Here is a 25,476-nt window from a genome sequence, read left to right on the forward strand (position 1 = left end):
TGGCTACAGGGATCCCCGCGGGGCCGGGTGTTGCTGTTGCACGGCAAAGGGGATCACGGCGGCGGGTTTGGCCCCTTGGCGGCGGAGTTGGCGGCTCAGGGGTGGGAAGCTTTGGCGCCCGACATGCGGGGATTTGGTTCGCTGCTGGATCGACCGCTTCGGCCAGTACCAAGCGGATCTAGAGGCAATCGTCAAGCAAGTTTGGCCCCAGCGAGAGCTCCCGCAGATCTGGTGTGGGTACAGTGCAGGGGCCAATTGGGTTACGGAATATGCGCTTGCTCACCCCGACCAGGTGCAAGGTTTGATCCTTATCTCCCCGGCCTTTCGTATCGACCACTATTTCAACCACTTTACCTGGGGTCTTTTACAGGTCTTGGACAAGGTTTTGCCCCAGTTGGCCCTGACCGGCCTCTACGAACCCGGGCGGGTGACCTCCCTAGCGGAGCAGCAGGCAGCCTTGGCTGCAGATCCTTACGTGTGTGGTGTTACCCGGGCCCGGTTTACGGCGGAGCTGGTGCGCAGCGGCCGGCGCTGCCTTGAACAAGCCCACCGGCTGGAGCTGCCAGTTTTGGTGCTCTACACCTCTGCCGATATTGTTGTCAATCCTGCTGGCGCTGTGGAGTTTGCCTGTCGGCTTCCCAAGGGTGAAGTCTACGATTTTCCCCAGTCGCGCCACGACCTTTTGCACGACTGCGAGGCTGCAGCTGTTCAGCAAGCAATTGGCTGCTGGTTGGAGCGGCATTTTCCCCCTCCGCTTTGACTGAGCTCCTGGGGCCCTCATGGCAAAATAGAGAGGCCCTCTTTCTCCTGCTCCTATGAGCCAAGACCTGATCTACCGTCCCCGCCGGCTGCGGCGCACCGAGGCCCTTCGCCAGCTGGTTCAGGAGACCCACCTGCGGGTGCAGGATCTCATCTACCCCCTGTTTGTCATGGAAGGGGAGAACCAGCGGCAAGAGGTGGAGTCGATGCCCGGCTGCTACCGCTACACCCTGGATCTGCTCCTCAAGGAGGTGGAGGAGGCGGCCAACTTGGGGATCCCGGCGGTGGCCCTCTTCCCGGTGGTGCCCGAAGAAAAGAAAGACCCCACGGGGCGAGAATCCTTCAACCCGGAGGGCCTCATCCAGCGGGCGGTGCGTCGGATCAAGCAGGAGATCCCCGAGATCCTGGTGATCACGGATGTGGCCTTGGATCCTTACAACAGCGACGGCCACGACGGCATTGTGCGGGACGGGGTGATCCTCAACGACGAGACAGTGGAGGTGTTGGTTAAGCAGGCCCTCTCCCAGGCGGAAGCGGGAACCGACATCGTGGCCCCCTCCGACATGATGGACGGTCGCGTCGGCGCCATTCGCGAGGCCCTGGATGAGCAAGGCTATACCGACGTGGCGATTCTGGCCTACTCCGCCAAGTATGCCTCCGCTTTCTATGGCCCTTTTCGCGATGCCCTGGGATCCGCGCCCAAGTGGGGGGATAAAAAAACCTATCAGATGGATCCCGCCAACGCCCGCGAGGCCCTTAGAGAAGTGGAGCTGGACGAGGCGGAAGGGGCGGACATTGTGATGGTGAAGCCGGCCTTGGCCTACCTGGACATTATCTATCGGGTCAAGGAAGCGACAGATCTGCCCGTGGCCGCCTACAACGTGAGCGGCGAATACGCCATGATCAAGGCTGCTGAGCAAAAGGGCTGGATCGACGGCAAGAAGGTGATGATGGAATCCCTCTTGGCCATGAAGCGGGCCGGCGCTGACATGATCCTCACCTACTTTGCCAAAGAGGCGGCCCTGCTGCTGCAACAGTCCTAGCTAGGGCCTTCTGGACAACTGGGGAGATTGTCCAATCCAGGTGGGGGGTGCCTTTTTCTCCGCGTCGGCTACTAGGTCGCTGGGATCCAGCAGGCGCACCTGGATTTGATCGGGCGGCACGCGGTTGAGGCGTTCCTTGATGAGGGCTTGCTGCTGCAAGGGATCCATGCCGCGATCCACTCCCTCCCGCAACCGTGAGACTCGGGCTGAGAGGACTTCGAGGTTCTGCTCCAAAACCTGCAGGCGGTGGTGCTGGGCCAACTGCACCGGTAAAAGGCGATACAGGCCGCCGAGGGCAGCCGCCGTAAACACGAGGTTCACCCCGATGCGACAGAGCAGTTCCCAAGCTTGGGGCTCCGGCTCTGGGGCTCGTCGTTCCCGCAGGCGAGACAGATTTCTTGAACAGGAAGGCCGGACGGGGATCGTCCGCGGGCCGGGAACCGGGAGAGAAGGGGGCGCTCCGGCCCGAACCAGGGATCCCTGCCCCTGCAAACGACGCAGCCGCGGAGCAATAGAGACGCCCAGCTCAGGCCGAGGAACCTGCCCCTCATTGACAGACATGGGGCGAGCCGAGGTACGCGAAGTAGACTTGGGTGTCACGGGTGAAGGGAAGCAATCGGGGGATGAAAGACCACCTCTGCTACTGGGAAGCGCAGCTAGGGCTTATTGAAGCCGATTTTTCCGAACGTGTCAGGCGGTGGTCCAAAACATTTTTCTTTTCAGCTCTACTCCGGTACGGCGGAGGCGGATTTCGGCTCTTTTTCCGGGTCTTCGGTCAACGCCAAGCAGGAACTGCCGGACAGCCCAGAGAAAAACCGGCTATGGCCAAACCCGGAAACGCGCTAGGCTAGAGGTTCCTACCTTGGGCAAGCTCTACGCCGTCCAAAGGACGAAGGCAACAGAGAGCCCAGGGGCTTGTAGGGTGCTTATCGGGATCCGCCTATGCGCATTGCCATCACGGGTGGGAGTGGTTTTATCGGGCGCCGCTTGGTGGCCCGCCTGCTGGAGCGAGGAGATGAGGTGTTGGTTTTGAGCCGCCGCCCTGAGCAGGCCCGCCGCGTTCTGGGAGCATCCCCCAACCTCAAGCTGCTGGAGTACGATCCCTACCAACCGCAAGCCTGGGCCTCAGCTCTGGAAGGCTACGAGGCCATTGTCAACTTGGCCGGAGAGCCCCTGGCCTCTTCCCGCTGGACAGAAGCTAAGAAAAGAGAGATCCGCCGCAGCCGCGTGGAAACTACCCAGGCTCTTGTCCAGGCTCTTGCTTCCCTGCAGCAAAAGCCCCGGGTGCTCCTCAGCAGCTCGGCGGTGGGCTACTACGGATCCCATCCCGAAGGGGATCCCCTGACGGAGGCGGATCCCCCGGGCCAAGGCTTTTTGGCAGAAGTCTGTCAAGCTTGGGAAGCTGCCGCCCGCCCGGCAGAGGAGCTGGGGATCCGCCTGGCCATCCTGCGCACCGGGATCGTGTTGGGGCCCGATGGGGGAGCGCTGGCCCAAATGCTTGCCCCCTTTCAGTTTTTCCTCGGCGGCCCCATTGGCTCTGGCAAGCAGTGGGTCTCCTGGATCCACCGCGACGACTGGGTGAGCCTAGCCTGCTTCCTGCTGCAGCAGGGATCCGGCGTCTTCAACGCCACTGCCCCCAACCCGGTGCAGATGGAAGAGTTCTGCCGCACTTTGGGACAAGTTTTGGCCCGCCCCTCGTGGCTGCCGGTACCAGCCCCAGCCCTAGAACTGCTGCTGGGCGAAGCAGCTCAGGTGGTTCTAACAGGGCAGAAAGTGATCCCTCAGGCCGCGCTGCAGCTAGGTTTCCCCTTCCAATATCCCCACCTCAAAGAAGCCCTGCGGCAACTGCTCATCCCTCAGGTCAACCGCTGAGGGCAGCCATTCAGCCAAAACGCAACTGGCGGCAAGCCCTTGCCGCCCCTCCCAGAGACTGGAGGAGGCTGGATGATCCCTGTGGACAAGAATTCAGGCGCCGCTGCACCCTCCAAAAGGCCTCTTCGGCACAGCAGTGGCGCTCGGCTCTTCTCCACCCGGGTCCGGTCAAGCCCGCCGAAGACGCCCCCTTGGCCTAGGCAGCTAGCGGGAGCGAGCCAGCGAGACCCCTCCCGGATCCAGCCGGTTGGCCAGAACCGCAACCCCAATCATGGGCAGGCTCACCAACAGACAAAAGCCCCACTGATCCCAAGACAAAGGTGCCGTGTCGAAAATGATGTTCATCACGCCCCACTGGCTGAAGAGGATCTGCAGCAGGATGGCCGCCCCAACGCCGATGGCGATAGCCGCCGTATCCATCAGGCGTTCGCGGCGATCCAACTGGCTGGCCCGCCCGCGGCCCAACAGGGTGGGAATGGCCTGGCTGAGGCTGAGCAAATAGAAAATACGCCCAATCACCAGCGCCTGAATGGCCATGCTGCGGGCCAGGCTGAGGTTGCCGGTGGTTTGCTCGATGTACTCGAAAACCCCGAAAATCAAGATCCAGTTGAACACCGACACCAGCAGGATGCGCTGCAGCAGCCGAGGAGAGAGCAAGTTGGCATCGGGATCCCGCGGCGGCTGGGCCATCTCCCGCCCCGTGCTGGGCTCGAAGGAGAGGGGCACCGTCATGGTGATGGAGTTGATCATGTTCAGCCACAGCACTTGAATGGCCAAAATGGGCAGCTCCCGGTTGAGGAGGACGCTGAGGAGAATGGTCATCGACTCCCCCCCGTTCACCGGCAGGATGAAGGCGATGGCCTTGAGCAAGTTGTTGTAGACAGTGCGCCCCTCCTCGACGGCGGCCTTGATGGAGGCGAAGTTGTCGTCGGTCAAGATCATGTCGGCGGCGGCTTTGGCCACTTCCGTGCCGCCCCTCCCCATGGCAATGCCCACATCTGCCTGCTTCAAGGCCGGGGCGTCGTTGACCCCATCGCCGGTCATGGCCACGACCTGACCCTGCGACTGCAAGGCCTTCACCAGGCGCAGCTTTTGCTCCGGCACCACCCGCGCAAAGACGGATCCCTCGTTGGCGGCAGTGACAAACTCCTCTGGGCCGAGCTGCTCCAGATCCCGGCCGCTGTAGGCTTTTACCGGTTTGCCGCCGCCCAGGCCCATCTGCTCGGCAATGGCTTGGGCCGTGAGCACATGGTCGCCGGTAATCATCTTGACTTGGATCCCGGCGGTTTGGCAGGAGCGCACGGCGGCAATGGCCTCTGGGCGCGGCGGGTCGATCATTCCCTGCAAACCGAGGAAGATCAAACCCTCTTGCAAATCTGGGTGATCCACTTGCGTTTGGCTGCTGGGGACGGTTTTTTGGGCAAAGGCCAGAACCCGCAGCCCCTGCCGCGCCAAGGCCTCCACCTGCTGCCGAATCCGCTCCGCTTCCAAGGGCTGGATCTCCCCCTGGGATCCCATCTGGCTGCCGCAGCGGGGCAAGAGAGCTTCTACAGATCCCTTGACGTAGATGCAGTGCTCCTCCGGCCCCAACCGGTGCAGGGTGGCCATGTACTGAAACTCGGATTCAAAGGGGATGCTGTCCAGGCGAGGGCGGCGGCGCTGCAGATCTTCTCGATCCAGACCCCCCTTCTGCGCCGCCACGAGCAGAGCCGCCTCAGTCGGATCCCCTACCACTTCCCACTGGCCGTTGTCCTTGGCTTGGAGGCGGGTGTCGTTGCAGAGGCAGCCGGCCACCAGGCAAGCCTCTAGGGCAGGCGATTGGCGGATTTCGACGGGGGAATCGTCTTCCTGAGGTAGGATCTGGCCCTGGGGGCTGTAGCCGCTGCCGCTAACCCGGTAGAGCCGGGATCCGGCGTAGATGGCCTGCACCGTCATCTGGTTTTCCGTGAGGGTGCCGGTTTTGTCCGAGCAAATCACCGTGGCGCTGCCTAGAGTTTCTACCGCCGGCAACTTGCGGATAATCGCATGGCGTCGGGCCATACGGGAAACCCCAATGGCCAGGGTTACGGTAACTACTGCCGGCAACCCTTCGGGGATAGCACTCACCGCCAGCGCCACCGCCGCCTCAAAGACACTCGCTGCCGCCTGGCCCTGCACCAGCCCCACCAGGAAAGTAAGCGCAGCCAAGGTGAGGATAATTTTCAGCAAAGTCAGGCTGAACGCCTCAAACTTACGTGTCAGGGGAGTTTGCAGGGATCCCCCTTCCTCGATCAGCTTGGAGATGCGGCCTGTTTGGGTCTGGTTACCGATGGCCACCACCACCCCCGCCCCTTGGCCAAAGGTCACGAAGCTGCCGGCGTAGGCCATGTTCTGGCGCTCGGCCAACGGCGTGTCTTCGGGGAGGGATCCCAGCCGTTTTTCCACCGGCACCGACTCTCCCGTGAGGGCCGATTCGTCCACCTGCAAGTTGCGCACGCTTACCAGGCGCAGGTCGGCAGGCACCCTGTCTCCCGAGCTCAAGAGCACCACATCCCCCGGCACCAGCTCCCGCGAGGGCACCCGCACTTTCTGCCCCTCCCGCATCACCGTTACTTCCGTCACCACCGACTTGGCCAGGGCGGCAATCGCCTCCTCCGCCTTGGACTCTTGGATGTAGCTGATGAGAGCGTTGATCACCACCACCGCCCAGATTACGATGGCGTTGCGCCAGGAGCCTAGGAACGCCTTGATCGCCCCGGCCACCATCAGGATGTAGAGCAGCGACTGGTTAAACTGCTGCAGAAACTTGACCCATGCGGGGGTAGCTGCCTTGGCCTTCAGCTCATTGGGGCCATACTGCTTCTGCCGCCGCTCCACTTCCGCCTGGGAGAGGCCTTTTTCCAACAGCGTCGGCAAAGAGAGCTCCTCTCCGAGGAGCTGCTGGATGGCTTGCTCCTCCGGCAGGGCATGCCAGGCAAGGGCCGGGAGCAGCTCAGGGGATGAAGGTTTGGCCATGTTCGGAATCTTGAGTTACAACAACACAACGGCAGGACGAGCTGCCGACCTTCCTCCATCTGACAGCCTAGCGGATGCCGCCTGCCCTTCCCAGTAAAACGCTCCCCGAGCAGCTCTTGCTAAGGCAAGCGTCAACAACGTTTAAGGAGGCGGCTAAGATTTGCTGAAAATTCTCGACAGATAGATAGAAAGGATGAATATATTCTTATTAGGTAGTATGATTAGCTAGAGCTTGTGGGGAGCCGAAGTGCTTCGGCCTTCCATGCTAGCTGATCTGTCCGGGCTCTTGGATGGGTTGGTTGGCTCTCTTGCTGTTTTTAATATGGCCGACGGGTCTATCGGTCTCTTTTTTTTTTGTTTCCGTTTTGAGTTTTAGAGGGAGTTATCGTGGTACCGACTACAAAGCCAAGGGAATTCCAGGCGCAGTCAGCAGCAGTGCCGCAAAACGGCGCGCGCTCTGAGGTGCAAGGGATCGGATCGAAGGGGTCCCCGGCGGTTCTCCGCCATCAGATTGTCGTCGTCGGGGGAGGGGCAGCCGGCATCAGCGCAGCAGCCCAGTTGCTGGAGCGCCAGCGCAACCTCGACATTGCCATCATCGAGCCATCCGACAAGCATTACTACCAGCCCGGCTGGACGTTGGTGGGTGGGGGTATTGCGCCGCTGGCCAAGTTTGTGCGCGATGAAAAAACCGTGATCCCCAGGGGAGCCAAGTGGATCCAGGCGCGAGTAACCGAGCTGGATCCGGATCACAACCGCGTCATCACCGAGGATGGCCAAGTTATCGAATACGACTACCTCATCATGGCCCCCGGCATCCAAATTGACTGGCACCTGATCGAGGGCTTGCCGGAGGCGCTGGGCAAGGGCGGCGTGACCAGCAACTACTCCAAAGACTACGCCCCCTACACCTGGGAGACCATCCGCAACTTCCAGGGGGGCACGGCCATCTTCACCTACCCTGCCACTCCCATCAAGTGCGGCGGCGCGCCCCAAAAAATCATGTACATGGCCGACGACGTTTTCAAGAGCAAAAGCGGCGTTGGCGTCAACACCAAAGTTATCTTCTGCACCGCCACCCCTACCCTCTTCGCGGTGCCCGAATACAGCGCCGCCCTGGAGAAGGTGGTGGAGCGCCGCGGGATCCAGGTGAAGTTCAGGCACAACCTCAAGGCCATCCGGCCCGAGACCCGGGAGGCCATCTTTGAAGTCACCACCGACGGCGGCAAAGAGGAGGTGAGCCTGCACTACGACATGATCCACGTGGCTCCGCCCATGAGCGCCCCGGACTTTGTCAAGCGCAGCCCTCTGGCAGGGCCCGGCGGCTGGGTGGAGGTGGACAAATGGACGCTGCAGCATCCCCGCTACCCCAACGTGTTTGCTTTGGGGGATGCCTCTTCCCTGCCAACTTCCAAGACGGCAGCCGCGGCCCGCAAGCAGGCGCCGGTGCTGGCGGAAAACCTCTTGGCGGCCATGCAGTCCAAGCCGCTGCCGGCCCGCTACGACGGCTACACCTGCTGCCCCCTGATCACCGGCTACAACTCCCTGATCATGGCAGAGTTTGCCTACGACGGGAAGCTAGCTCCCTCTTTCCCCCTGGATCCAACGCGGGAGCGCTACTCCATGTACTTGGCCAAGGTGCACCTGTTGCCCTGGCTGTACTGGAACCGCATGCTCAAGGGCAAGAGGTTTGAGGCCGACATCTTCAAGCCCATCAATAAGCTGGTGCATCGCTACTAAGGCTCTCCACCCTCTCACCCCCAGCCCCTCTCCCAAGGGGAGAGGGGAGTTTTTTTACAGAGCTGGCTCGCTCTGCCGCTGTGTTGTTACTTAGAAACCTTGTTAGAAAAACTACTAAGTATTTCTTAACGTCAATAGCTTCTGAGAGGTGAGGTTTTGCCGTACAATCAGCCCAGGTCTCCGTGAAAACCGAGTAGACTAGGTAAGGAAGTTTCACTTAAGGTTCTGTTCTATGGATTGTCTCAGAGAAGACGAGCTTGGCTATCTCCTTAAGAGGCGGGAAGAAGTTATAGAGGAGCAGAGAGAGATTCAAACCACTATTCAGTCTTCAAGAAATTGGCGGAAACGAGACATTTTGTCTCAGGCAAGAAAGTGGGGCTGGGAGATTGTCCGTCGTCGTGCCAGACATCCCACGCAAGCTGTTCGCGGGCATTTGAGGGTTAGTATTCCTGGACATGGCGACGGCGATTTCCTGGGGGTAGGAATAGCTCATAGAGTCTTAAAGGAATTGGCAGAGCCTAAACTCACAGAACTACAGCTTCAAAGACAAGAGTGCAGCGACCAAATTGTTAACTTTCTCGTGGGCAGAGGTATTGAATTTAGTTCTTTGCGCGAGTTAGGTTTATTAATCGAGCAGATTGAATTTCTGGAAGAGCAAAACCTAAAACTTAAGCGTAGAATAGAAGAGAGCGAGGAAGTAGCTTTAGATTTGCTCGTCGAGAAAGAACACGAAAATCAGAAGCTGGCCAATAGAATAAGAGAGCTTGCAGAAGAGCAGCTGCAAGTCCAGGAGATCGTCAGCCGTGCCATTTTAGCTCTGAAGGAACTTAAACATATCTTTGACCAGCTTCAGAACGCGGTAAACTACATTCCCATTCCAGAGATTAGGAGCTCACTGCAAAGTTACCTGAACAGGATCATGGCTATTTTTAAGGCTAACCTGCCTTCTACGGGTTCTAGAAAGTTGCTTCAGAAGAACGAGCAGGATATTTATCAAGCGAATTTGGAGGATAACCATGGGTCTCATCGAGAGCCTTGAAACGGCAATCGCGGCCTCGCGTCGCAACTATATTGAGCTCCTTGAGTTGACAGGACAGCTTGTTGCCGAGCGACAGCAGCAAGGTCAAAGGAATTGGCTACGGCTGAATGCCAAGCCCTGGACAGCAGCGACCCTAAAAAAAGCTTTTGCTTCCTTTGCAGCCGCTCGAGCTTACTTTAGTAAGCGCTACGGCATAAAAGCAAGAGGGTGGAAAGCTTTGGCAGAGCAGGTCAATACTGTTGAGACAGCGCTGATTCACTTGGGACTGGCCGTTCGCGAAAGCCCTCAGGCAACCTCCCTTTTGGAGAAGAGTGCCCGGCAATCCTCCTCGATTTCTTGAGGGGATAGGCGTCCACTCTCCCTTTTTTCGCCGTTCTGGCTTTGTATCCCCAGGAGGGGGAAGTTTTTTACAGGCAGGCTTTGAACTTTTTCAATACCGCCCGATCCAGCATCAGCAGGGCTGCGCGTAACCCCCCCGAGTATCCCCAGAAAAAGCCCACCGGCAGATGGCCCTTGGGCGCTTCCAAGTTGGTTTTGAGCTCCCCGTACTCCAGCCAGCGGCCCTGGATCTGCCAGCCCACTTTCTCTCCCATACACTCTTCGCGGGGCAAGGCCGAGAAGGATCTCGAGCTGAGCCCTCCCCTTTTCTCCGAGTCACACTCCTGCCAGAGCTGCTTCTGGACGGTAAAGCCAAAGCGTCCATGGCTGGCCTGCGTCCAAAGTTGGTCGATTAGCCGCAGCATCGGGCAGGGGAAAGCTTCAACATCCTTGGGATCGAAAAAGCCCACCTGGGATCGCCCGCCCAGCTTTAACATTAGAGCCGTCGTCCAGCGATCGGCTTCCCCCCACTGGCCAGCCCGCAGCCGATCCCACAGCCCTTGTAGGGCAGGAGCCGCTTCTCCCACCCAGTCTGGCCAGGGGAGAGTAGCGGGCAGGGATCCCTGTCCCTCTAGACAAACTTCGGGAGAAACCAGGGATCCGGATGCCCCCTCTTTTTTCTTTGTCGTGGCAGGGGTAGGGGGCGCCACCATTTGCTCCAGCTCTTCTGCCGAGTGCTGGGCCAGGAGCTGTTCCAGCTCATCTTGGGGTTGCGGGGCCAGAAGCCGCTCCAGTTGCCGCAGATCTTGAGTGCGGATGGCGGGCTCAAAGGTCAGCGGCTTCTTCTCTTCTTGAGAGGCCGCTCCCGGCAGCAGGGCCAGCCACTCGGCCATGGTTTGTGGGCGCTCTTCGGGGTGGAGAGCCATCCCTTTGAGGATGGCGGCCTCCACCTCTTCAGGAATGCTGGGGTTAAGGCTGCGGGGGGGATCCAACTGCCGGCCTGTGGCCCGCACCGGCGCGCACAAGGGCACTATCCCCGTCAGCAGGGTGTAGAGGGTGGCGGCCAAGGCATAGACATCGGTGAAGGCGCCGCGGCGGCGCAGGCTGTCGTACTGCTCCAGGGGGGCGTAGCCATCGGTGCCGTAGGAGGTATGGCGCTGGATCAAACCTTGGGCGTAGGCCCGCGCCAGGCCAAAGTCGATCAACACCGCTTGCCCGGATCCCTCCCGCACCAGGATGTTGGCCGGCTTCACATCGCGGTGCAGGATCCCCTGTTCGTGCAGGGCCATGAGGGCGGATCCCACCTCTCGCGTCAGGCGCAGGGCCTCCGGCAGGGGCAGCGGCCCCTTTTGCCGCAAAAGCTGGTGCAGCGTCTGGCCACGGATGTACTCCATCACAATGCACCAACGCTCCTGCTCCCAGATCACCTCTTCCACCTTCACCACGTGGGGGTGGCGGCAGCGGGCCAGTTGCAGCGCCTCGTTCATGAAGTTTTGCTGGAAGCGAGGATAGTCGGGATCCTCGCGGATGCTGTCCTTTAAGACCTTGATAACCACATCCTCAGCACGGACGCTGTCCCAGGCGCGGTAGGTAATGCCGAAGCCCCCTTCCCCCAAAACGGCCTCGATGCGGTAGCGCCCCCCCTGCAATTCTTCGCCAACTGCCCAAGCCATACGCGATCTCGCTCCCCGCCTCTAGGGCTATTCTGTCACGGGGATCAACAACGGACGGCACGTAAAACTACTCGTTGCCGGGCAGACCCCCTGGCGGGCACAGCGGTGGCTCTATCGCCCCAGGGATTGTGGTCATTTCAAATAGCAACGAAACGTTTCTCTACGTCGTTATTGGTAGGCAGGGCTGTCGCAAACGCGCCAGCGGCGCGGAGCGCTTGGATGGCGGCAGAGTGTTTTCACCTAGTTTAAAACGACTCCAAGTCTTTGGAGGGGAGCTTGCTGAGAATAAGGTAGGGATCGGGATCCCAGCCTGCCTGCTCAAGAGCCCACCGGCAGCACCCCCGTCTTCACCTGGAAGGTGCGCGCCTGGCCGTCGCGGATGACCCGCAGCGTCAGCGTCTTGCCCACACCGGCGGCATCCACCAACTGCTGCACCTGCTCGGCATCGCGAATAGGTTGGCCGTCAATCTCAACAATGACGTCCCCTTCCCGCAGGCCAGCTTGCTCAGCCGGCGATCCCGGAATTACCTGCCCGATCAACACCCCCTCTTGCACTGTCAGCGTGGTGGATCGGCCCGGGTCCCGGTTGAGGCGCTCCACCAAATCGGGGTTGAGGGTAATCATGCGGATGCCCAAGAAGGCATGCTCCACCCGGCCATTGCGGATCAGTTGCTCGGCAATTTCCATGGCGCGGTTGATGGGAATGGCAAAGCCAACACCCTGAGCCCGCTGGAAAATGGCCGTATTCACCCCAATAACCCGACCTTCCGCATCCAGCAAGGGACCGCCAGAGTTGCCAGGGTTGATGGCAGCGTCGGTTTGCAGGAAGGTCACCCGCTTGTTGGTGGCCCCAATCTGCCCGGAGGAACGCCCGACGGCGCTGATGATCCCCGCCGTTACCGTGTTGTCCAGGCCCAGCGGGTTGCCGATGGCGATGGCCCAATCTCCTGGCCGCACCTGGTCGGAGTTGCCCAAGGTAACCGTGGGCAGATTTTCGCCCTCGATCTGGATCACGGCGATGTCGGTTACCGGGTCTGAGCCTTTGACTTTGCCTTCGAAGGTGCGCCCATCCAGCAGATGCACCCTCACCCGCTCGCTGCCTTCCACCACGTGGGCATTGGTGAGAATGAGGCCATTGGGATCGATGATGAATCCGGATCCGGTGCCCTCCTGCTGAAACTCTTGCGGCAGTTGGGGGATTTGGCCCCCAAAGAAGCGGCGGAACAGGGGCTGGTTGAACAGCTCGGGATCAATAGGGCTGGCCACGGTGCGGGTGGCGTCGATGCGCACCACCGCCGGTCCCACCTTTTGGGCAACGGCGGCAATGAAATTGGAAGGCCGCACGGCATCGGCAGGAGAGGCAGACTCAGGAGGGGACTCAGACCAAGGCAGAAGGGATCCCACCCCCTCTCCAGCCCGCTGCGACCAAGTGGCAAGGGGAGTTTGCTGCAGCCATGCTTGCCCCCTTGGCGAGGACAACCAGACCCCATAGGCAATGCCTCCGCCAAACAAAGCCATCGCCAGAAATGTTTGCCGTAGAAGCCGTGTCATGATCCCTCCCAGAGCTCAGCCGTATTGCCCCAAAAACACTGCACTGAGGAAGCTCAGGCAGACCGGCGCTACCCACCTGCGCAAGCAGACCCGGTTTACTTTGGCCTATTCTTCTTTTAGCTGTTTAGGGGATATGTGCTTAACTTAGCAAATCTTGCGGGCAAAGACAGGGCTCAAGAGCCTAGCGATGACCGGGAATCTAGCTCACCTCCCTTCCTCAGCACCGCCGGAGCGGGATCCATGGCAACGCCACCGCGCCTGGATGCAGTTGGCCCTGCAAGAAGCCGAGCGGGCGGGAGAAGCGGGCGAGGTGCCGGTGGCGGCTCTGGTGGTGGGGCCGGGGGAAGAGCTGTTGGCCCTAAGCAGCAACCGGCGGGAACGGGATCGGGATCCTACGGCCCACGCGGAGATTTTGGCCCTACGGCAGGCGGGGCAGCGCCTGGGCGACTGGCAGTTGCAGGGCTGTCGGCTGTACGTGACCCTGGAGCCCTGCCCCATGTGCGCGGGGGCGATCAGCCAATCGCGGCTGGCCCAGGTGATCTACGGCGCCGACGATCCCAAGGCCGGCGCGCTGCGCAGCGTGCTCAACCTGCCCGCTTCTGCCGCCAGCTTCCATTGCCCAGAGGTCATCGGCGGAGTTTGCGAGGCCGAGTGTCGTCGCCTGTTGCAGCAGTGGTTTAGCCGCCGGCGGGGGATCCCTCTGGCAACCTGACGGGGAACTTGGGCGACAAAAAGGCCGGGTTGAGGTCGTGCATCGGCAAGCGGTTTTTGATACTGTCATATCGGAAGGCCCCCGGCCCGCCAGCGCGAGCAGCTGGCTGGGATCCGGCCGCGGCCTCGAAGGCAAAGCTCTTTGAAGGCGGGAGCGCTTTGGTTGGTCGGTCGCTTGAGGGGTTGGTTGGGCAATCCTCACCGCAGGATCGCAGTTTCCTTCTGGATCCCTCCTCCGAAGTGGTTTATCGGCGGACAGGGATCCGTTGCTCTTGGGTGGTCTTTCCCAGAGGAGTGACGTGTGAGTGTAGCTCTCTTTTCTTCTCCGGTTGTGTCCCCGCTGCCCTCGGCTTGGCTTAGGGGGATCGGCCTTCTGGTTTGGGCTTGGCTCTGCTTGGCCTTTCCGGTGCAGGCGCGGGTGCTGCTGCGGGTGGGGATTGCCGTCAACAAGCCGCAGGTCAGGCTCGGCAGCTCTGCCCCGGCCCGCCTGCTGGATGCCCAGGGACAACCGCTGGCCGAAGTTCCGGCCATGCAGCCGCTGCAGGCCAGCCGGATAGGCTCGGCGGTCAGTTTGGCTGGCCAGCAGGGAGAACGCCTTTACCTACAGCCCACCACCCCCGATGGGTTGGTGTTCATCGACCAGAACTGGTACCGCGGCTGGGTGGAGCTGATCCCCGGCGAAAGTGGAGTGATCGCCATCAATCAAGTTGGTTTGGAGGACTACGTTTCCAGCGTGGTGGGCAGCGAGATGGGGCACCGCTTCCCGATGGAGGCCCTCAAAGCCCAAGCCGTGGCCTCCCGCACCTATGCCCTCTACCATCGCAGTCGTCGCTCCCAGCAGCCTTTTGACTTGGGGAGTGGGATTGATTGGCAGGTTTACAAAGGGGTGGCTGCCGAATCCAACCGCACCCAGGCAGCAGCCCGCGAGACTGCCGGCCAGGTTCTCGTCCACCAGGGGCAGTTGATCAACGCCGTTTTCCACTCCTCCGGCGGCGGCCACACAGACGATGCCGGCAATGTTTGGCTGGAGTCGCGGCCCTACTTGCAGGGGGTGCCCGATTTCGATCACCACTCGCCGGTGTTTAGCTGGACGGCTACCATTCCTGCCCAACAGCTCCAGCAGTTGGCCGGCGGGATCGGGGCCATCCGCTCCATTGAGATCCTGCGCAGCTCTCCCTGGGGACGGGCCATCACCCTGCGCCTAGTGGGATCCCAAGGCAGCAAAGACGTCAGCGGCAGCGAATTCCGGCGGGCTCTGGGGTTGCGCAGCACGATGATCGCCATCAGCCCACGAGGGGAGGCGGCCACCACCGCCAGCCTGACCCCTGCTGGGGCAAACTTTCCCGCTTTCTTCCAAATCCAAGGGCGCGGCTACGGGCACGGGGTGGGCATGAGCCAATGGGGAGCTGCCGCCCTGGCCAGCCAAAACTATTCCTACCAACAGATCCTCAGCCACTACTACCGCAACACCAGCTTGGCCGTGGTGGAGGGACGCTAGGCTCAGTCGGAGCTCCTATCGAAAAAGGCCATTTGGTAGCGAAGGCAGCTAAAGCTTTGCCGAGCTTGTGGCAGTTTAGATTGCCCTGCCGGGATCAGGAGTCAGTGGCAATTCTGGAAACTCTGTTAACTCCGATGCAGCACCGTCTCTTCAGACAGGCCGCAGATCGATCAGCAGCCTTCTCTGAGATTGAAAACCGAACTGCCGGTGGCCATTGTTGTTGCAAGATCTGGGAAAAGACTGAGGAAATCTGGCTTGGAGCTGCTGCAGATTTTGTAGAGATCCTGAATCCTCCTGCCAGAATTCTCAAAGTTGGCTCAATAATAAAAAATTAGAAACGTTTACCAGGCACGATTAACCTCTGCCGCTTCTTTTTCCGGCCTATAGCTTCAACCCCAGGTATCTGTCCTATGTCCCTTGCCACTTTAGCCCCCGCTTTTCCCGAACGTTGCCCGGTGCTGCCGGAGGCGCTCACGCCCCTGTGCGAGATCGCCCGTAACTATTGGTGGACGTGGAACCCCGATCACCTCACCATTTTCCGGGAAATGGATCCCGCCCTGTGGGAAAAAACCTCTCACAACCCGGTGCGCATGCTGGAGGAGGTTTCTTACTTGCGCTTGGCGGCCTTGGCTACTGACGTCAACTACCTCAACACCCTCAATCGCATGGTGCAGGCCTATCGGCAGTACATGGCGGCTGAGGATACCTGGGCCAAGCGCACCATGAAGACCTACGACTGGCAGCGTCCTATTGCCTATTTCTGCGCTGAGTACGGCCTGCACGAGTCTTTGCCCATCTACTCCGGGGGCCTGGGCATGCTGGCTGCCGATCACCTCAAATCCGCCTCCGATCTGGGGGTGCCGCTGGTGGGCGTGGGATTGCTCTACCGCCAAGGCTATTTCCAGCAGCGCCTGGATCTCAGCGGCTGGCAAGGGGAGCTGTACGAAGATTGCGAGTTTGACGCGCTGCCTCTGACGTTGGTGCGGCAGCCAGATGGCAGCCCTCTGTTGGTGGAAGTGGCAATGCGGCAGCGGCTGGTGAAGGCACGCGCCTGGCGGGTGGACGTGGGGCGGGTGCCCCTCTTCCTGCTGGATACCAACCTGCCGGAGAATGATCCCATCGACCGCTGGATTACTGCCCATCTCTACGGCGGCAGCACCGATACGCGCATTGCCCAGGAGTGTATCCTCGGCATTGGGGGGGTGCGCCTGCTGCGCCAGTTGGGCCTGGATCCCATGGTCTATCACATGAACGAGGGGCATGCTGCCTTCTTGACTTTGGAGCTGCTGCGGGAGGAGGTGGCACGGGGTACGCCCTTTGAGGCGGCAGAGGCCAAGGTGCGGGAAAAGTGTGTCTTCACCACTCACACGCCGGTGCCGGCTGGGCACGATGCTTTCAGCCCCAACGAGATGGATGCGTTCTTTGCCTCTTTCTGGCCGCAACTGGGCTTGACGCGGGAGCAATTTTTGGCTCTGGGGGCGCGGCGCGGCGGGGATCCCTGGGAGCGCTTCAATATGACGGTGCTGGCTTTGCGCTACGCACGTGCAGCCAACGGGGTGAGCAAGTTACATGGGCGCGTCTCTCGCCAAATGTGGCATGTGCTCTACCCAGAGCGGTCGGTGGAGGAGGTGCCCATCGGCTCCATTACCAACGGGGTTCACGCCCGCACCTGGGTTGCCCCCCTCTTCTGGAACCTCTACGACCAATACCTGGGTCCCGACTGGCCGGAGCGGGTGTCGGATCCGGAGCTGTGGGCCAAGGTGGAAGAAATTCCCGATGAGGAGCTGTGGCGGCGCAAGGAAGCCCTGCGGGAGCGGTTGGTGTCTTTTACCCGCCACCGGGTGTTGCGGGCGCGGCGCAACCGCGGCGAAAGCAACGAACGTCTCCAGGCCGTCAACCAGTTGTTGGATCCCAAGATCCTGACGATTGGGTTTGCCCGCCGCTTCAGCACCTACAAGCGAGGAGATCTAATCCTGCGCGATCTCGAGCGAGTGACCCGCATCTTCACCAACAAAGAGTACCCTGTGCAGATTATCTTTGCCGGCAAGGCTCACCCGCGAGATGAAGAAGGCAAGCGCCTGATCCAACGGGTGGTGGAATGGTCGAATCGGCCTGAGGTGGCTCACCGGGTCGCCTTTATTGAGAATTACGATGCCTACGTCAGCCGCAATTTGGTCCAAGGGGTGGATCTTTGGCTGAACAACCCGCGGCGTCCTCTGGAGGCCTCAGGCACCTCCGGCCAAAAAGTGGGCTTCAACGGGGGGCTCAACCTCTCCGTTTTGGACGGCTGGTGGCCCGAAGGCTACAACGGTCGCAATGGCTGGGCCATCGGCCAAGAAATCGAAGGTCTGGATCCAGCCGCCCAAGACGATCTGGACGCCAGCTCCCTCTACGATGTGTTGGAATACGAGATTATCCCTATGTTCTACGACCGGGATGAAAAAGGGATCCCGCGCCGCTGGATTGCTCGCATGAAAGAAGCAATCCGCACCCTCAACCCGGTCTTCAACACCGACCGCATGGTGGCTGAGTACGTCCTGAAAATGTATGAGCCCCAGCCTATCGAAACGGAGGTGAGTCGCATCTTGTCGGGCTCGGCCGTCGTTAGCTAAGTTAGCCTCCCTCAACCCAGCCCTTCTCCCTGAGGGATGGCCCAAGCGCGCCGCGCCGCCGACGCGACCACCCCCAACCTCTCTCTGGGAGAGGGGAATCATCATGCAAAAATCGGGATCCCCGCCCTCCTCAGGCGAAAAGGCAGGGATCCCTGGCCTGTGTCCATGGAGACTAGGCACTAGCGTTGAGGGTTATCGGGAAGGTCAGCGGCTCCGGCTCCTCCTCAGGCGGTAGCATCACCACCTCCGAGCTGTCGATGATCGCTTGCAGCTCCTCCCCATCAATGGTTTCGGCCTCCACCAAGCGGCGGGCGATGCGATCCAAGAGGGCGCGGTTTTCCCGGATCAGGTAAGTGGCCCGTTGGTAGGCCTCATTCACCAGACGTCGCACCTCTTCGTCGATGAGGGCCGCCGTCTCCTCGGAGAAATCCCGCTCTGCAGCGATCTCACGGCCTAGGAAGATATTGGCATACTGGCGTCCCAGGGCCACGTTGCCCAGGCGGTCGCTCATGCCAAAGCGGGTGACCATGTTGCGGGCAATGCGGGCCACCTGCTGTAGGTCGCTGGCTGCCCCCGTGGTCACCTCCGCCTCGCCATAGACCACCTCCTCTGCCACCCGACCCCCCAGGGCGACGGTCATCATGTTTTTCAAGTGGGCACGGGTGGTCAGGCCCATGTCATCATCGCTGGGCATGAACCAGGTGAGGCCGCCCGCCTGGCCGCGGGGAATGATGCTGACCTTTTGAATGGGATCGTAGTTGGGCAAGAGGGATCCCACCAGGGCGTGTCCTGCCTCGTGGTAGGCCACCAGCTCCTTGCGCCGCTCGCTCATGAGGCGATCCTTCTTCTCTGGGCCAGCCAACACCCGATCCACGGCGTCGTTGATCTCGTCCATCGAGATCTCGGTGAGGTTGCGGCGGGCCGCCAAGATGGCCGCTTCGTTGAGTAGGTTGGCCAGGTCTGCGCCGGTAAACCCAGGGGTGCGGCGGGCCAATTTCTCCAGATCCACATCGGCGGCCAAGGTTTTGCCGCGGGCATGCACCTTGAGGATCTCCAGGCGGCCCTGGAAGTCGGGGCGATCCACCGTCACTTGGCGGTCAAAGCGACCGGGCCGCAGCAGCGCTGCATCCAACACATCGGGGCGGTTGGTGGCGGCGATAACGATGATGCCGGAGTTGCCCTCAAAGCCGTCCATCTCGGTCAGCAACTGGTTCAGGGTTTGCTCCCGCTCGTCGTTGCCACCTCCTAGGCCGGCTCCCCGCTGCCGACCCACGGCATCGATTTCGTCGATGAAGACAATACAGGGGGCATTTTGCTTGGCCTGCTCGAACAGATCCCGCACCCGCGAGGCCCCCACTCCAACAAACATCTCCACAAACTCAGAGCCAGAAATGGAGAAGAAGGGCACACCCGCCTCTCCGGCCACAGCGCGGGCCAACAGGGTTTTACCTGTACCTGGGGGGCCGACCAGCAACACCCCGCGCGGGATCCTGGCGCCCAGAGCGTTGTACCGCTCGGGGTTTTTCAAAAAGTCCACCACCTCGGCCAGCTCCAACTTGGCCTGGTCAACACCAGCCACATCGTTGAAGGTAACCTGAGTTTTCGGCTCCATCTGCACCCTTGCCCTCGACTTGCCAAAGTTGAGCGCCTGGCTGCCAGGGCCGTTTTGGGCTCGGCGCAACAGGAAAAACAGGCCAAGCAGCAGCAAGACGGGCAGGAAGAAGGTGCTGAGGATGCGCCCCAGCAGACCCTCCTCCTGAACCGGGCGCACCGCCAGCTCCACCCCTTGCGCAAGCAAGGTGTTCTCAAACTCGGGGGTGAGGGGAGGCAGGTTGACCAGCACTTGGGTGGCGCGGTTGTTGATTTCCGCCTCGGCAATGGCAATTTGGCGACCATCGGGGGCGATCTCGACCAAGACTTTGCTGACCTCGCCCCGTTCTATGCGGCTCATCAGGTCGGAGTAGCTGATCTCCAGACGCTCAGCCGGACGGGTGCCGAAGAAGGTTGTGGCCAGCGAGATCAAGACAATGGCCAGCAACGCGTACAATCCGGCGCTTCTCCATTTTTTGTTTTTACCTTTCTGACTCACGGAAGCGTTTCCTCCCAAAGGGTGCTTTTTATCGAACTCACAGATGGCATCTGGGGTCGAGTGGATTCTTGCAACGATAGACTATTAATTAATATTAACCCGGCTGAGAGGCCGGGGAGAATAGCCGAAGATCCGCAGGATCGCGCACTTTTGTCAACGGGCTTGCGGCTAGGATCGGGGGCGAAAGGGCCGCACTCCCCCTCTCTCCTTGGTTTTCTAGGGAATCCCCATGCTGACTCAACTGCGCCAACTGAGCCTGGCTGCCGACGGACGCTACCTCAGAGATGAGGAGATGCAGTTCATGGAGAGCTACCTGGCCTCCTTTGAGCTGCGCCTGGGCGCCTATCGCAAAATCCAAGCGGCGGAAGCCCAGATTGTCGGCGAGGTGGAGGCGAAGCTGCGCGCTCTGGATCCCTACTTGCTCATGCGAGGGGTGGAGGATTTCCGCAACAAATGGAGAGCCGACACCGTGCGGGTTTTGCGCCTCTCGGCTTTGGCCATGCTCCTAGACGATGAGCAGCGCTACAAGGAGCGATTTCTCTACTGGTTTCAGACCTTGATGCGGGCCTTCCGCACCCAGCGCAGTTGTGAGGCTACCTACCGCTTCTTGCAAGAGGTGATAGCCAAGTACCTCACCCCCGCGGAGTTTGCTTTGATCCAGCCGATTCTGGAAACCAACCGTACCCTGCTGGGTCTCACCTAGGCCGCAGGCTCGGAGGAAGGGCTCGCCTCGATCACCTCCAGCTCGTCGGCCTGGAGGTGGGCGCGGAACTTATTCCCAAACTGCACCTGAAAGGGAAAATTAGCGCTGATCGGGCGGCCGTTCCAGTCTTGGATCACAGCCGTCACTTCTCCCTCCATACCTTTGAGGTCAAAAGGTTGATTGCGATGTTCCGGGTGGTGATAGACGATCACGCTGGTACGCACCCGCACTCGATCTCCGACTTTCATCACACACCATTACACGGCGCTGTTAGGAGCCGTGCCCTCCAACCGTTGAACGTTAAAAACTTGCAATACCCTAGGTTGGCATTTTGCCATAGCTGCTTGCCAGGAGCGACCTCCTGCAAACTCACTCGATTGGTTGCTTTCAGCCGCACGCCCCGCTCACCTCGCTGCCAGGGGAGTGTGGCTTCGCCGCTTGCTACCCACCGTCTGGCGGGGCTGGGTTTGATTAACATCAGGGGGGTTTTCCCATCCACGGCAAACATAGGTACCAACACGGCTGTAAGCTCTTCTGTGTACGCCCCCTCGCCCCTACGGAGGTTTCAGGCTGGGGGAGAACCTGTAACATGTTTTGGGCCGCTGGGCCTAGATCCTCTGCTTGCCCTCCGGCGTTCCTTGCGAAGCTTGGCCAGGCTGTTCTCGCGCCTAGCTTGCCGTTGCGATGCTGGCATCGCTACTCCTGCCAATTGCTAACCAAGTGCCTCCAGCCCGCTGATGCGATCAGTCGCGGCACTTGGCCTCCTGAAAAGGCAGCCCACCCCAGGAGCCTGCTGGAAACACTCTAGCTCAGCCCCTAACGAAGACTGCGGAATGTAGAGAACTATGTAGAAATTGATACAGTGGTTTGCATTTCTCCGGGATCCCCTCGCCCTTGAGGAGCCGCGCCGGCTTCTGGGAGCATTGCCCCAACCCAAGCCCACTGACTTCAGCCGAAAGATCCCTCTGCGGAACCTGGGATCCGTGGGGCTCATCAGTGTATTCCCGGACACGTTTTTGGGAGACTTTGACCAATTCTGAGGATCCCAGGCCTAGAGTGGTGGTGGGTGTTCTGGCTCGGGGCCCTTTTGTTCGCGGTCGAGATCTGGATATTTCGACGGCTGCCGCTCGCCAGCTGGGCATTTACGAGCAGGAAGTGGCGAAAGTAGAGGTGCCTCTGCTGCCTCCCCAAGAAGTTCCTCTCTCCGGCGTTTTGATGAGCCTAAGGTAGAAATTGCTGGGCAAAAATAACTACTAGAATCGGCTCCCGATGGGGAGAATCTGCCCAGGCTAAATGCCTGAAGATTTGCTGGGCTGGTTTTCTGCTTCTTGTCTGCGGCGATCGCCAATGCCGCAGTCGCCGCAGCATTCGGGTCGCTTGAAGTCGTCCCAATGGATGCAGGCCCGGCAGCCCTTCAGCATTTCCGGCCAGCGCTCTCGAATTAGCAGTTGTCGCAGCCTCACTTCTCGTGATTCGGGAAAGGGGTGTTGCAATTCATCCATGGCCCTGGGATCCGCAGCTCTCTGTCTCTGGTATAAGGGCAAATGAAAGTCTGCAATCTAGAAATATCGGCATAGCTTAAGGTTTGTGCTTTGCCGATCTCCAAAGAGGGCTTGGGCTAGCCCAATTTTCTTGAGCCCATTACTTTGCGAAGGGATTTGCAAAAAATATAAACGGATTTCTTACAAGATTTAGCTGGATTTTTCCCCGCTTAACACAAAGGTGGGATCCAGAGGCAGCAACAGTTGGCTGCGACCGCGGTGTTCCAGGCGGTTCACGGCTGATTGGATCACCTCCACATGATGAGCTCGCACGGCAGCCAGCCCGGCAGAGAGGCCGTAGAGCCCCTCCAGAGAGTTGGTGGTCGCCACAATCCTGCCGTTGGGTTTGAGATGGTTCCAGGAGGCCTCCAGGATCTCCCGTAGGGGATGGCCACCTTCGATACAGATGCGATCGGGGGGCGGAGAGAGCTGATGCAAGCAATCGGGGGCGGTGCCCTGGATTACTTGCACGTTGTTGAGGCCGAATTTCTCGCAGTTGCTCTCGATCAAGCTGACCACCTCGGCATCGCGCTCGATGGCAATCACGCGAGCGCGGGGGCAGAGAATGGCCGCTTCGATGGCGATGGTGCCTGTCCCGGCGCCGATATCCCATAGGCAGTGGTCTTCTCCCAGGCGCAACTGGCTCAGCACCAGCACGCGTACCTCGCGGGGGCTCATCGGGATCCCCGGGATCCGCTCAAAGGCGGAGTCCGGGATCCCTGGGGTGCGATAGGGCCAAGAGAAGGGGGTTGCCATTGCCAAAGACCGCTGCCGGGGAAATGGCCATACTTCTCAGCATAAGGCGAAGCCCCGACCAACTGGCTACGCTCTTCATGTCCCCCTCCTGGGAGAGGGGATCCCCGCGCTAAGCCAGCCTAGGTCAGTAGCCCCGTGAGGGCCGGACAAGGCTCCAAAGCTGATGATCGGACTCGAACCGATGACCTGCTCATTACGAGTGAGCTGCTCTACCGACTGAGCTACATCAGCAAGGGTAAGCAATTCCGCATCCCTTTGTTCAGCCAGTTCAGCAGCGCAAACTGGGAACGCGGGACGGGAAAGCTGACTTAGACTATTGATGCTCACCAATCTTAGCGCATCCTTGCCCTGCTCGGGATCCCCAGGCCGTCAATCCTAGAGAAAGACCTAAGGTTAACCAGGCCAGCCAGTCGCCTGTGCGCGTGTAGAAGGTTACCTGGGATTGCCGCCTGACCTCTCCGGTCACCACTCCGCGCTGAAAAATCGGGCCCACCTGCTGGAGTCGACCTGAGGGATCCACCACCAGGTTGCCGCCGGTGTTGTTGACAAAGACCACGCTGCGCCGGTTTTCGACCGCCCGGAAAACCGAAAGCCGGCCGTGGAGCATGGGCCAGTGGCTGTTGCCAAACCAGCTATCGTCGGAGATCACGATCAACGACTCTGCTCCATTGCGGGTCAGAGTTCGGCTGGGGGCGGGCAATACACTCTCCAAGCAGATCATCACCCCCAAAGGCCCAAACAGCTCCCCTCCCGCCAGCGGCCGATAGCCATCTGGGGAGGGCGCGTAGCGCCCCGACTCAAAATAGGGGAAGATCCACTGCTTGCCAAACCAATCCAGCACTTGGCCTTGGGCGTTGAAGAAGAGGGCGGTGTTGAAAAATCGCTGCTCCTCCTCCGGCAGGTGGGCTGTGCGGGGATCCGGCTCCGTGGCCCCCGTAATCAAAGCCCCTTCTGGGGGGAGGATGGCTCGCATTGGCTCGATCACATGGGGTTGCAGGGGGGTGTTCAGCAACCGGGCCCGCAAGGCTCCTTCCGGCCAGATCACCAACTGCGCCCCCTCGGCCACCGCCTGGGCCGAAAGCTGGTGCAACTCCCGGTAGCGCTGGCTGCGGTACTCCCAACTGCGATCGGCTTCCAACCAGGCCACCTGCTGCACCGTCCCCACGCGAAAGCTGGGATCCCCTTCCGCCGCCGCTAAAACATCAAAGTAGGCCAGCCGCAGGCTGCCATAGGCCAAGACCAGCCCCCCCAGACCTAAGCCGCAGGCCAGCGTGCGCCGGATATCCGGGTTCTCGGCCCCCGAGCAGGATCCCTCTGCCCTCCATTGGCAGCGGAGCTGCTCGGCCAACTGCCAAACCACGCCATTGACGAACACGGCAAAAAAGGTCACTCCCCAGATCCCGGTGAGATCGGCAATTTGGATCCCCAGGGGCCAGTCAAAGAGCAGGGATCCCCAATGAAAGGGGATCGGCCACCAGAGCAGGCCCAGCAGCCCATCCAGGCCTGTCCAGACCGTGGCCAGGCCCAGGGGACGTGCCCAGGGGGGGAGGGGCCGGCTCAGCGCCAAGCTCAAGACCGTGGCTGTTGTGAAAAACAGAGGGATCAGGGGAGCCACCACTGCTCCTCCCAGGATCTCCCAGGCGCTGAGCACTTGAAGCGAGAAGGGATCCACCCAGAAGGCGTACAGGCACACGCAAAACCAGAGGCCATAGGCCAAACGCCACTGCCTCCAACCCTGTTGCTGTTCGCAAAGGTAAAACAGAGGCGCTAGGCCCAGCAGCGCTCCCGGAAACCAGTGCAGCCAGCGGTTGGGGGATCCCAAACACAGCAGCAAAACGGCCAGCCCCGCCAGCCAGCGGGATCTCCACTCTGGGCGAAGCGGTGGGAGCAAAGCCGGGTGTTGAGGGAAGGAGGGCAGCTCTAGGGCCATTGGCAATGCAGGGGAATCCTCTGAGTGCTGCGGGCAGCCGCAAGAGCCGGCCTTGCTCGCATCCCATCATCTTTACAGAGCCTGCTGAGGCCTGCAAACGATCCCAGCGGCCCTAGCGCGGATACCACCGCTTTTGCCAGGCCCGCATTTGCTCAATCTCCGCTTGCTGGGTAGTGACAATGGCTGTTGCCAGTTGCCGAATCTCGGGGCACTTGGATTTTTCCAGAGCCTCTCTAGCCATGACCAGGGCTCCTTCGTGGTGCTGGATCATTGCTTGCAGGAAGCGCAGATCGAACTCAGGGTCAGCGGCTCCCAGGTCGGTATCCATGCGCATAGCCGAGATCATTTCTGGAGTCATGGCCATCTGGTGGCCCATCTCTTCATGCCACATGACGGGCTCCTGGGGAGCTAGCGGGTACCAGCTCAGCCGCCAGTCTTGCATCTGCTTGATTTCTTGGCTTTGGGCGACCCCAATGGCCCTGGCCAACTGACGAATTTCCCGCCGCCGGGATTTTTGCAGGGCCTCCGCGGCCATGCTCACCGCTCCCTCGTGGTGGAGCATGACTCTAGTCAATGATATGCTGGACTATACTGAAAATAATGTACAATATGTTCAGTATGGCTGCTTGGTATGGCTAGGTATGTAAAAC

The 25,476-nt window shown here is 60.4% G+C and carries 22 protein-coding genes and 1 tRNA gene; 12 read left to right on the plus strand and 11 right to left on the minus strand.

Features of this window, described 5'->3' with window-relative positions; translation table 11 throughout:
• The first annotated feature begins 133 nt into the window (after window positions 1–133).
• The gene (locus tag SYN65AY6A5_RS11645; protein WP_041438659.1) at window positions 134–760 is read left to right on the plus strand and encodes an alpha/beta fold hydrolase; all 627 of its coding nucleotides are present in this window, start codon (window positions 134–136) and stop codon (window positions 758–760) included.
• A 55-nt stretch (window positions 761–815) separates the two neighbouring features.
• Window positions 816–1,802, plus strand: a complete 987-nt coding sequence (gene hemB, locus SYN65AY6A5_RS11650) for a porphobilinogen synthase (RefSeq protein WP_011431536.1) — start codon at window positions 816–818, stop codon at window positions 1,800–1,802.
• Here hemB and SYN65AY6A5_RS11655 read toward each other — a convergent pair whose 3' ends face one another.
• Complete coding sequence (locus SYN65AY6A5_RS11655; protein WP_240527788.1) at window positions 1,803–2,363, minus strand: hypothetical protein; 561 nt, start codon at window positions 2,361–2,363, stop codon at window positions 1,803–1,805.
• A gap of 105 nt (window positions 2,364–2,468) precedes the next feature.
• On the opposite strand from SYN65AY6A5_RS11655, the gene SYN65AY6A5_RS13855 reads away from it, so the two are divergent.
• Window positions 2,469–2,648, plus strand: coding sequence for a hypothetical protein (locus tag SYN65AY6A5_RS13855; RefSeq protein ID WP_143596988.1), 180 nt, complete (start codon window positions 2,469–2,471; stop codon window positions 2,646–2,648).
• 96 nt (window positions 2,649–2,744) lie between these two features.
• Window positions 2,745–3,674 (plus strand): TIGR01777 family oxidoreductase, encoded by a 930-nt coding sequence (locus tag SYN65AY6A5_RS11660; protein ID WP_099812708.1) that lies wholly within the window; start codon window positions 2,745–2,747, stop codon window positions 3,672–3,674.
• Window positions 3,675–3,878: 204 nt separating this feature from the next.
• On the opposite strand, the gene SYN65AY6A5_RS11665 is transcribed toward SYN65AY6A5_RS11660, so the two are convergent.
• On the minus strand, window positions 3,879–6,668 hold the full coding sequence (locus SYN65AY6A5_RS11665; protein ID WP_099812709.1) for a cation-transporting P-type ATPase: 2,790 nt from the start codon (window positions 6,666–6,668) through the stop codon (window positions 3,879–3,881).
• A gap of 462 nt (window positions 6,669–7,130) precedes the next feature.
• On the opposite strand from SYN65AY6A5_RS11665, the gene SYN65AY6A5_RS11670 reads away from it, so the two are divergent.
• The 3 genes from SYN65AY6A5_RS11670 (at window position 7,131) to SYN65AY6A5_RS11680 (ending at window position 9,784) form a co-directional block, all read left to right on the plus strand.
• Window positions 7,131–8,405, plus strand: coding sequence for an FAD/NAD(P)-binding oxidoreductase (locus tag SYN65AY6A5_RS11670; protein ID WP_099884634.1), 1,275 nt, complete (start codon window positions 7,131–7,133; stop codon window positions 8,403–8,405).
• 232 nt (window positions 8,406–8,637) lie between these two features.
• Window positions 8,638–9,444 carry a hypothetical protein gene (locus tag SYN65AY6A5_RS11675; RefSeq protein WP_099812710.1) on the plus strand — a complete coding sequence of 269 codons (807 nt, stop codon included), beginning with the start codon at window positions 8,638–8,640 and terminating at the stop codon, window positions 9,442–9,444.
• Entirely contained in the window at window positions 9,422–9,784 is a 363-nt protein-coding gene (locus SYN65AY6A5_RS11680) for a hypothetical protein (protein WP_099812711.1), read from the plus strand. Before SYN65AY6A5_RS11675 ends, SYN65AY6A5_RS11680 begins: the two co-directional genes overlap by 23 nt.
• 67 nt (window positions 9,785–9,851) lie before the next feature.
• Here SYN65AY6A5_RS11680 and SYN65AY6A5_RS11685 read toward each other — a convergent pair whose 3' ends face one another.
• On the minus strand, window positions 9,852–11,435 hold the full coding sequence (locus SYN65AY6A5_RS11685; RefSeq protein WP_099812712.1) for a serine/threonine-protein kinase: 1,584 nt from the start codon (window positions 11,433–11,435) through the stop codon (window positions 9,852–9,854).
• A gap of 318 nt (window positions 11,436–11,753) precedes the next feature.
• Complete coding sequence (locus SYN65AY6A5_RS11690) at window positions 11,754–12,986, minus strand: HhoA/HhoB/HtrA family serine endopeptidase (RefSeq protein ID WP_099884459.1); 1,233 nt, start codon at window positions 12,984–12,986, stop codon at window positions 11,754–11,756.
• Between the two features lie 187 nt (window positions 12,987–13,173).
• Between SYN65AY6A5_RS11690 and SYN65AY6A5_RS11695 the strand changes: the two genes are divergently transcribed.
• The 3 genes from SYN65AY6A5_RS11695 to glgP all read left to right on the plus strand — a co-directional run bounded on the left by SYN65AY6A5_RS11695 (window position 13,174) and on the right by glgP (window position 17,807).
• Window positions 13,174–13,698 carry a nucleoside deaminase gene (locus tag SYN65AY6A5_RS11695; protein ID WP_011431528.1) on the plus strand — a complete coding sequence of 175 codons (525 nt, stop codon included), beginning with the start codon at window positions 13,174–13,176 and terminating at the stop codon, window positions 13,696–13,698.
• Between the two features lie 300 nt (window positions 13,699–13,998).
• A complete protein-coding gene (locus SYN65AY6A5_RS11700; RefSeq protein WP_041438653.1) occupies window positions 13,999–15,195 on the plus strand; it encodes a SpoIID/LytB domain-containing protein in 1,197 nt (398 codons plus the stop codon).
• A 410-nt stretch (window positions 15,196–15,605) separates the two neighbouring features.
• Window positions 15,606–17,807, plus strand: a complete 2,202-nt coding sequence (gene glgP, locus SYN65AY6A5_RS11705; protein ID WP_041438652.1) for an alpha-glucan family phosphorylase — start codon at window positions 15,606–15,608, stop codon at window positions 17,805–17,807.
• A gap of 172 nt (window positions 17,808–17,979) precedes the next feature.
• Here glgP and ftsH read toward each other — a convergent pair whose 3' ends face one another.
• Window positions 17,980–19,896, minus strand: a complete 1,917-nt coding sequence (ftsH, locus tag SYN65AY6A5_RS11710) for an ATP-dependent zinc metalloprotease FtsH (protein WP_011431525.1) — start codon at window positions 19,894–19,896, stop codon at window positions 17,980–17,982.
• Window positions 19,897–20,125: 229 nt separating this feature from the next.
• Between ftsH and SYN65AY6A5_RS11715 the strand changes: the two genes are divergently transcribed.
• Window positions 20,126–20,599: a hypothetical protein gene (locus SYN65AY6A5_RS11715; protein ID WP_011431524.1), complete on the plus strand. Its 474-nt coding sequence runs from the start codon at window positions 20,126–20,128 to the stop codon at window positions 20,597–20,599.
• On the opposite strand, the gene SYN65AY6A5_RS11720 is transcribed toward SYN65AY6A5_RS11715, so the two are convergent.
• The gene (locus SYN65AY6A5_RS11720; RefSeq protein WP_011431523.1) at window positions 20,596–20,847 is read right to left on the minus strand and encodes a ferredoxin-thioredoxin reductase variable chain; all 252 of its coding nucleotides are present in this window, start codon (window positions 20,845–20,847) and stop codon (window positions 20,596–20,598) included. The two genes, SYN65AY6A5_RS11715 and SYN65AY6A5_RS11720, sit on opposite strands and share 4 nt — an antisense overlap.
• Before the next feature lie 778 nt (window positions 20,848–21,625).
• On the opposite strand from SYN65AY6A5_RS11720, the gene SYN65AY6A5_RS14075 reads away from it, so the two are divergent.
• A complete protein-coding gene (locus SYN65AY6A5_RS14075; protein WP_168174252.1) occupies window positions 21,626–21,829 on the plus strand; it encodes an RlpA-like double-psi beta-barrel domain-containing protein in 204 nt (67 codons plus the stop codon).
• 59 nt (window positions 21,830–21,888) lie between these two features.
• Here the strand turns inward: SYN65AY6A5_RS14075 and SYN65AY6A5_RS11730 are convergent, their stop codons facing one another.
• The 5 genes from SYN65AY6A5_RS11730 to SYN65AY6A5_RS11750 all read right to left on the minus strand — a co-directional run bounded on the left by SYN65AY6A5_RS11730 (window position 21,889) and on the right by SYN65AY6A5_RS11750 (window position 25,388).
• On the minus strand, window positions 21,889–22,101 hold the full coding sequence (locus SYN65AY6A5_RS11730; protein ID WP_049749797.1) for a hypothetical protein: 213 nt from the start codon (window positions 22,099–22,101) through the stop codon (window positions 21,889–21,891).
• Between the two features lie 189 nt (window positions 22,102–22,290).
• Window positions 22,291–22,896 carry a precorrin-6Y C5,15-methyltransferase subunit CbiT gene (cbiT, locus tag SYN65AY6A5_RS11735; RefSeq protein WP_011431520.1) on the minus strand — a complete coding sequence of 202 codons (606 nt, stop codon included), beginning with the start codon at window positions 22,894–22,896 and terminating at the stop codon, window positions 22,291–22,293.
• A gap of 158 nt (window positions 22,897–23,054) precedes the next feature.
• A tRNA-Thr gene (locus tag SYN65AY6A5_RS11740) sits at window positions 23,055–23,127 on the minus strand.
• A gap of 82 nt (window positions 23,128–23,209) precedes the next feature.
• Window positions 23,210–24,826, minus strand: coding sequence for an apolipoprotein N-acyltransferase (locus SYN65AY6A5_RS11745; RefSeq protein ID WP_011431519.1), 1,617 nt, complete (start codon window positions 24,824–24,826; stop codon window positions 23,210–23,212).
• 112 nt (window positions 24,827–24,938) lie between these two features.
• Window positions 24,939–25,388: a DUF305 domain-containing protein gene (locus SYN65AY6A5_RS11750; RefSeq protein ID WP_240531040.1), complete on the minus strand. Its 450-nt coding sequence runs from the start codon at window positions 25,386–25,388 to the stop codon at window positions 24,939–24,941.
• Window positions 25,389–25,476: the final 88 nt, after the last annotated feature.

It is taken from the genome of Synechococcus sp. 65AY6A5 (assembly GCF_002760415.1).
Lineage (GTDB): Bacteria > Cyanobacteriota > Cyanobacteriia > Thermostichales > Thermostichaceae > Thermostichus.

Coding starts and splice junctions, on each gene's coding strand:
- hemB (WP_011431536.1), top strand. CDS start 816: ATGAGCCAAGACCTGATCTACCGTCCCCGCCGGCTGCGGCGCACCGAG.
- SYN65AY6A5_RS11655 (WP_240527788.1), bottom strand. CDS start 2,363: ATGTCTGTCAATGAGGGGCAGGTTCCTCGGCCTGAGCTGGGCGTCTCT.
- SYN65AY6A5_RS11660 (WP_099812708.1), top strand. CDS start 2,745: ATGCGCATTGCCATCACGGGTGGGAGTGGTTTTATCGGGCGCCGCTTG.
- SYN65AY6A5_RS11665 (WP_099812709.1), bottom strand. CDS start 6,668: ATGGCCAAACCTTCATCCCCTGAGCTGCTCCCGGCCCTTGCCTGGCAT.
- SYN65AY6A5_RS11675 (WP_099812710.1), top strand. CDS start 8,638: ATGGATTGTCTCAGAGAAGACGAGCTTGGCTATCTCCTTAAGAGGCGG.
- SYN65AY6A5_RS11680 (WP_099812711.1), top strand. CDS start 9,422: ATGGGTCTCATCGAGAGCCTTGAAACGGCAATCGCGGCCTCGCGTCGC.
- SYN65AY6A5_RS11685 (WP_099812712.1), bottom strand. CDS start 11,435: ATGGCTTGGGCAGTTGGCGAAGAATTGCAGGGGGGGCGCTACCGCATC.
- SYN65AY6A5_RS11690 (WP_099884459.1), bottom strand. CDS start 12,986: ATGACACGGCTTCTACGGCAAACATTTCTGGCGATGGCTTTGTTTGGC.
- SYN65AY6A5_RS11695 (WP_011431528.1), top strand. CDS start 13,174: ATGACCGGGAATCTAGCTCACCTCCCTTCCTCAGCACCGCCGGAGCGG.
- glgP (WP_041438652.1), top strand. CDS start 15,606: ATGTCCCTTGCCACTTTAGCCCCCGCTTTTCCCGAACGTTGCCCGGTG.
- SYN65AY6A5_RS11715 (WP_011431524.1), top strand. CDS start 20,126: ATGCTGACTCAACTGCGCCAACTGAGCCTGGCTGCCGACGGACGCTAC.
- SYN65AY6A5_RS11720 (WP_011431523.1), bottom strand. CDS start 20,847: ATGAAAGTCGGAGATCGAGTGCGGGTGCGTACCAGCGTGATCGTCTAT.
- SYN65AY6A5_RS11730 (WP_049749797.1), bottom strand. CDS start 22,101: ATGGATGAATTGCAACACCCCTTTCCCGAATCACGAGAAGTGAGGCTG.
- cbiT (WP_011431520.1), bottom strand. CDS start 22,896: ATGGCAACCCCCTTCTCTTGGCCCTATCGCACCCCAGGGATCCCGGAC.
- SYN65AY6A5_RS11745 (WP_011431519.1), bottom strand. CDS start 24,826: ATGGCCCTAGAGCTGCCCTCCTTCCCTCAACACCCGGCTTTGCTCCCA.
- SYN65AY6A5_RS11750 (WP_240531040.1), bottom strand. CDS start 25,388: ATGCTCCACCACGAGGGAGCGGTGAGCATGGCCGCGGAGGCCCTGCAA.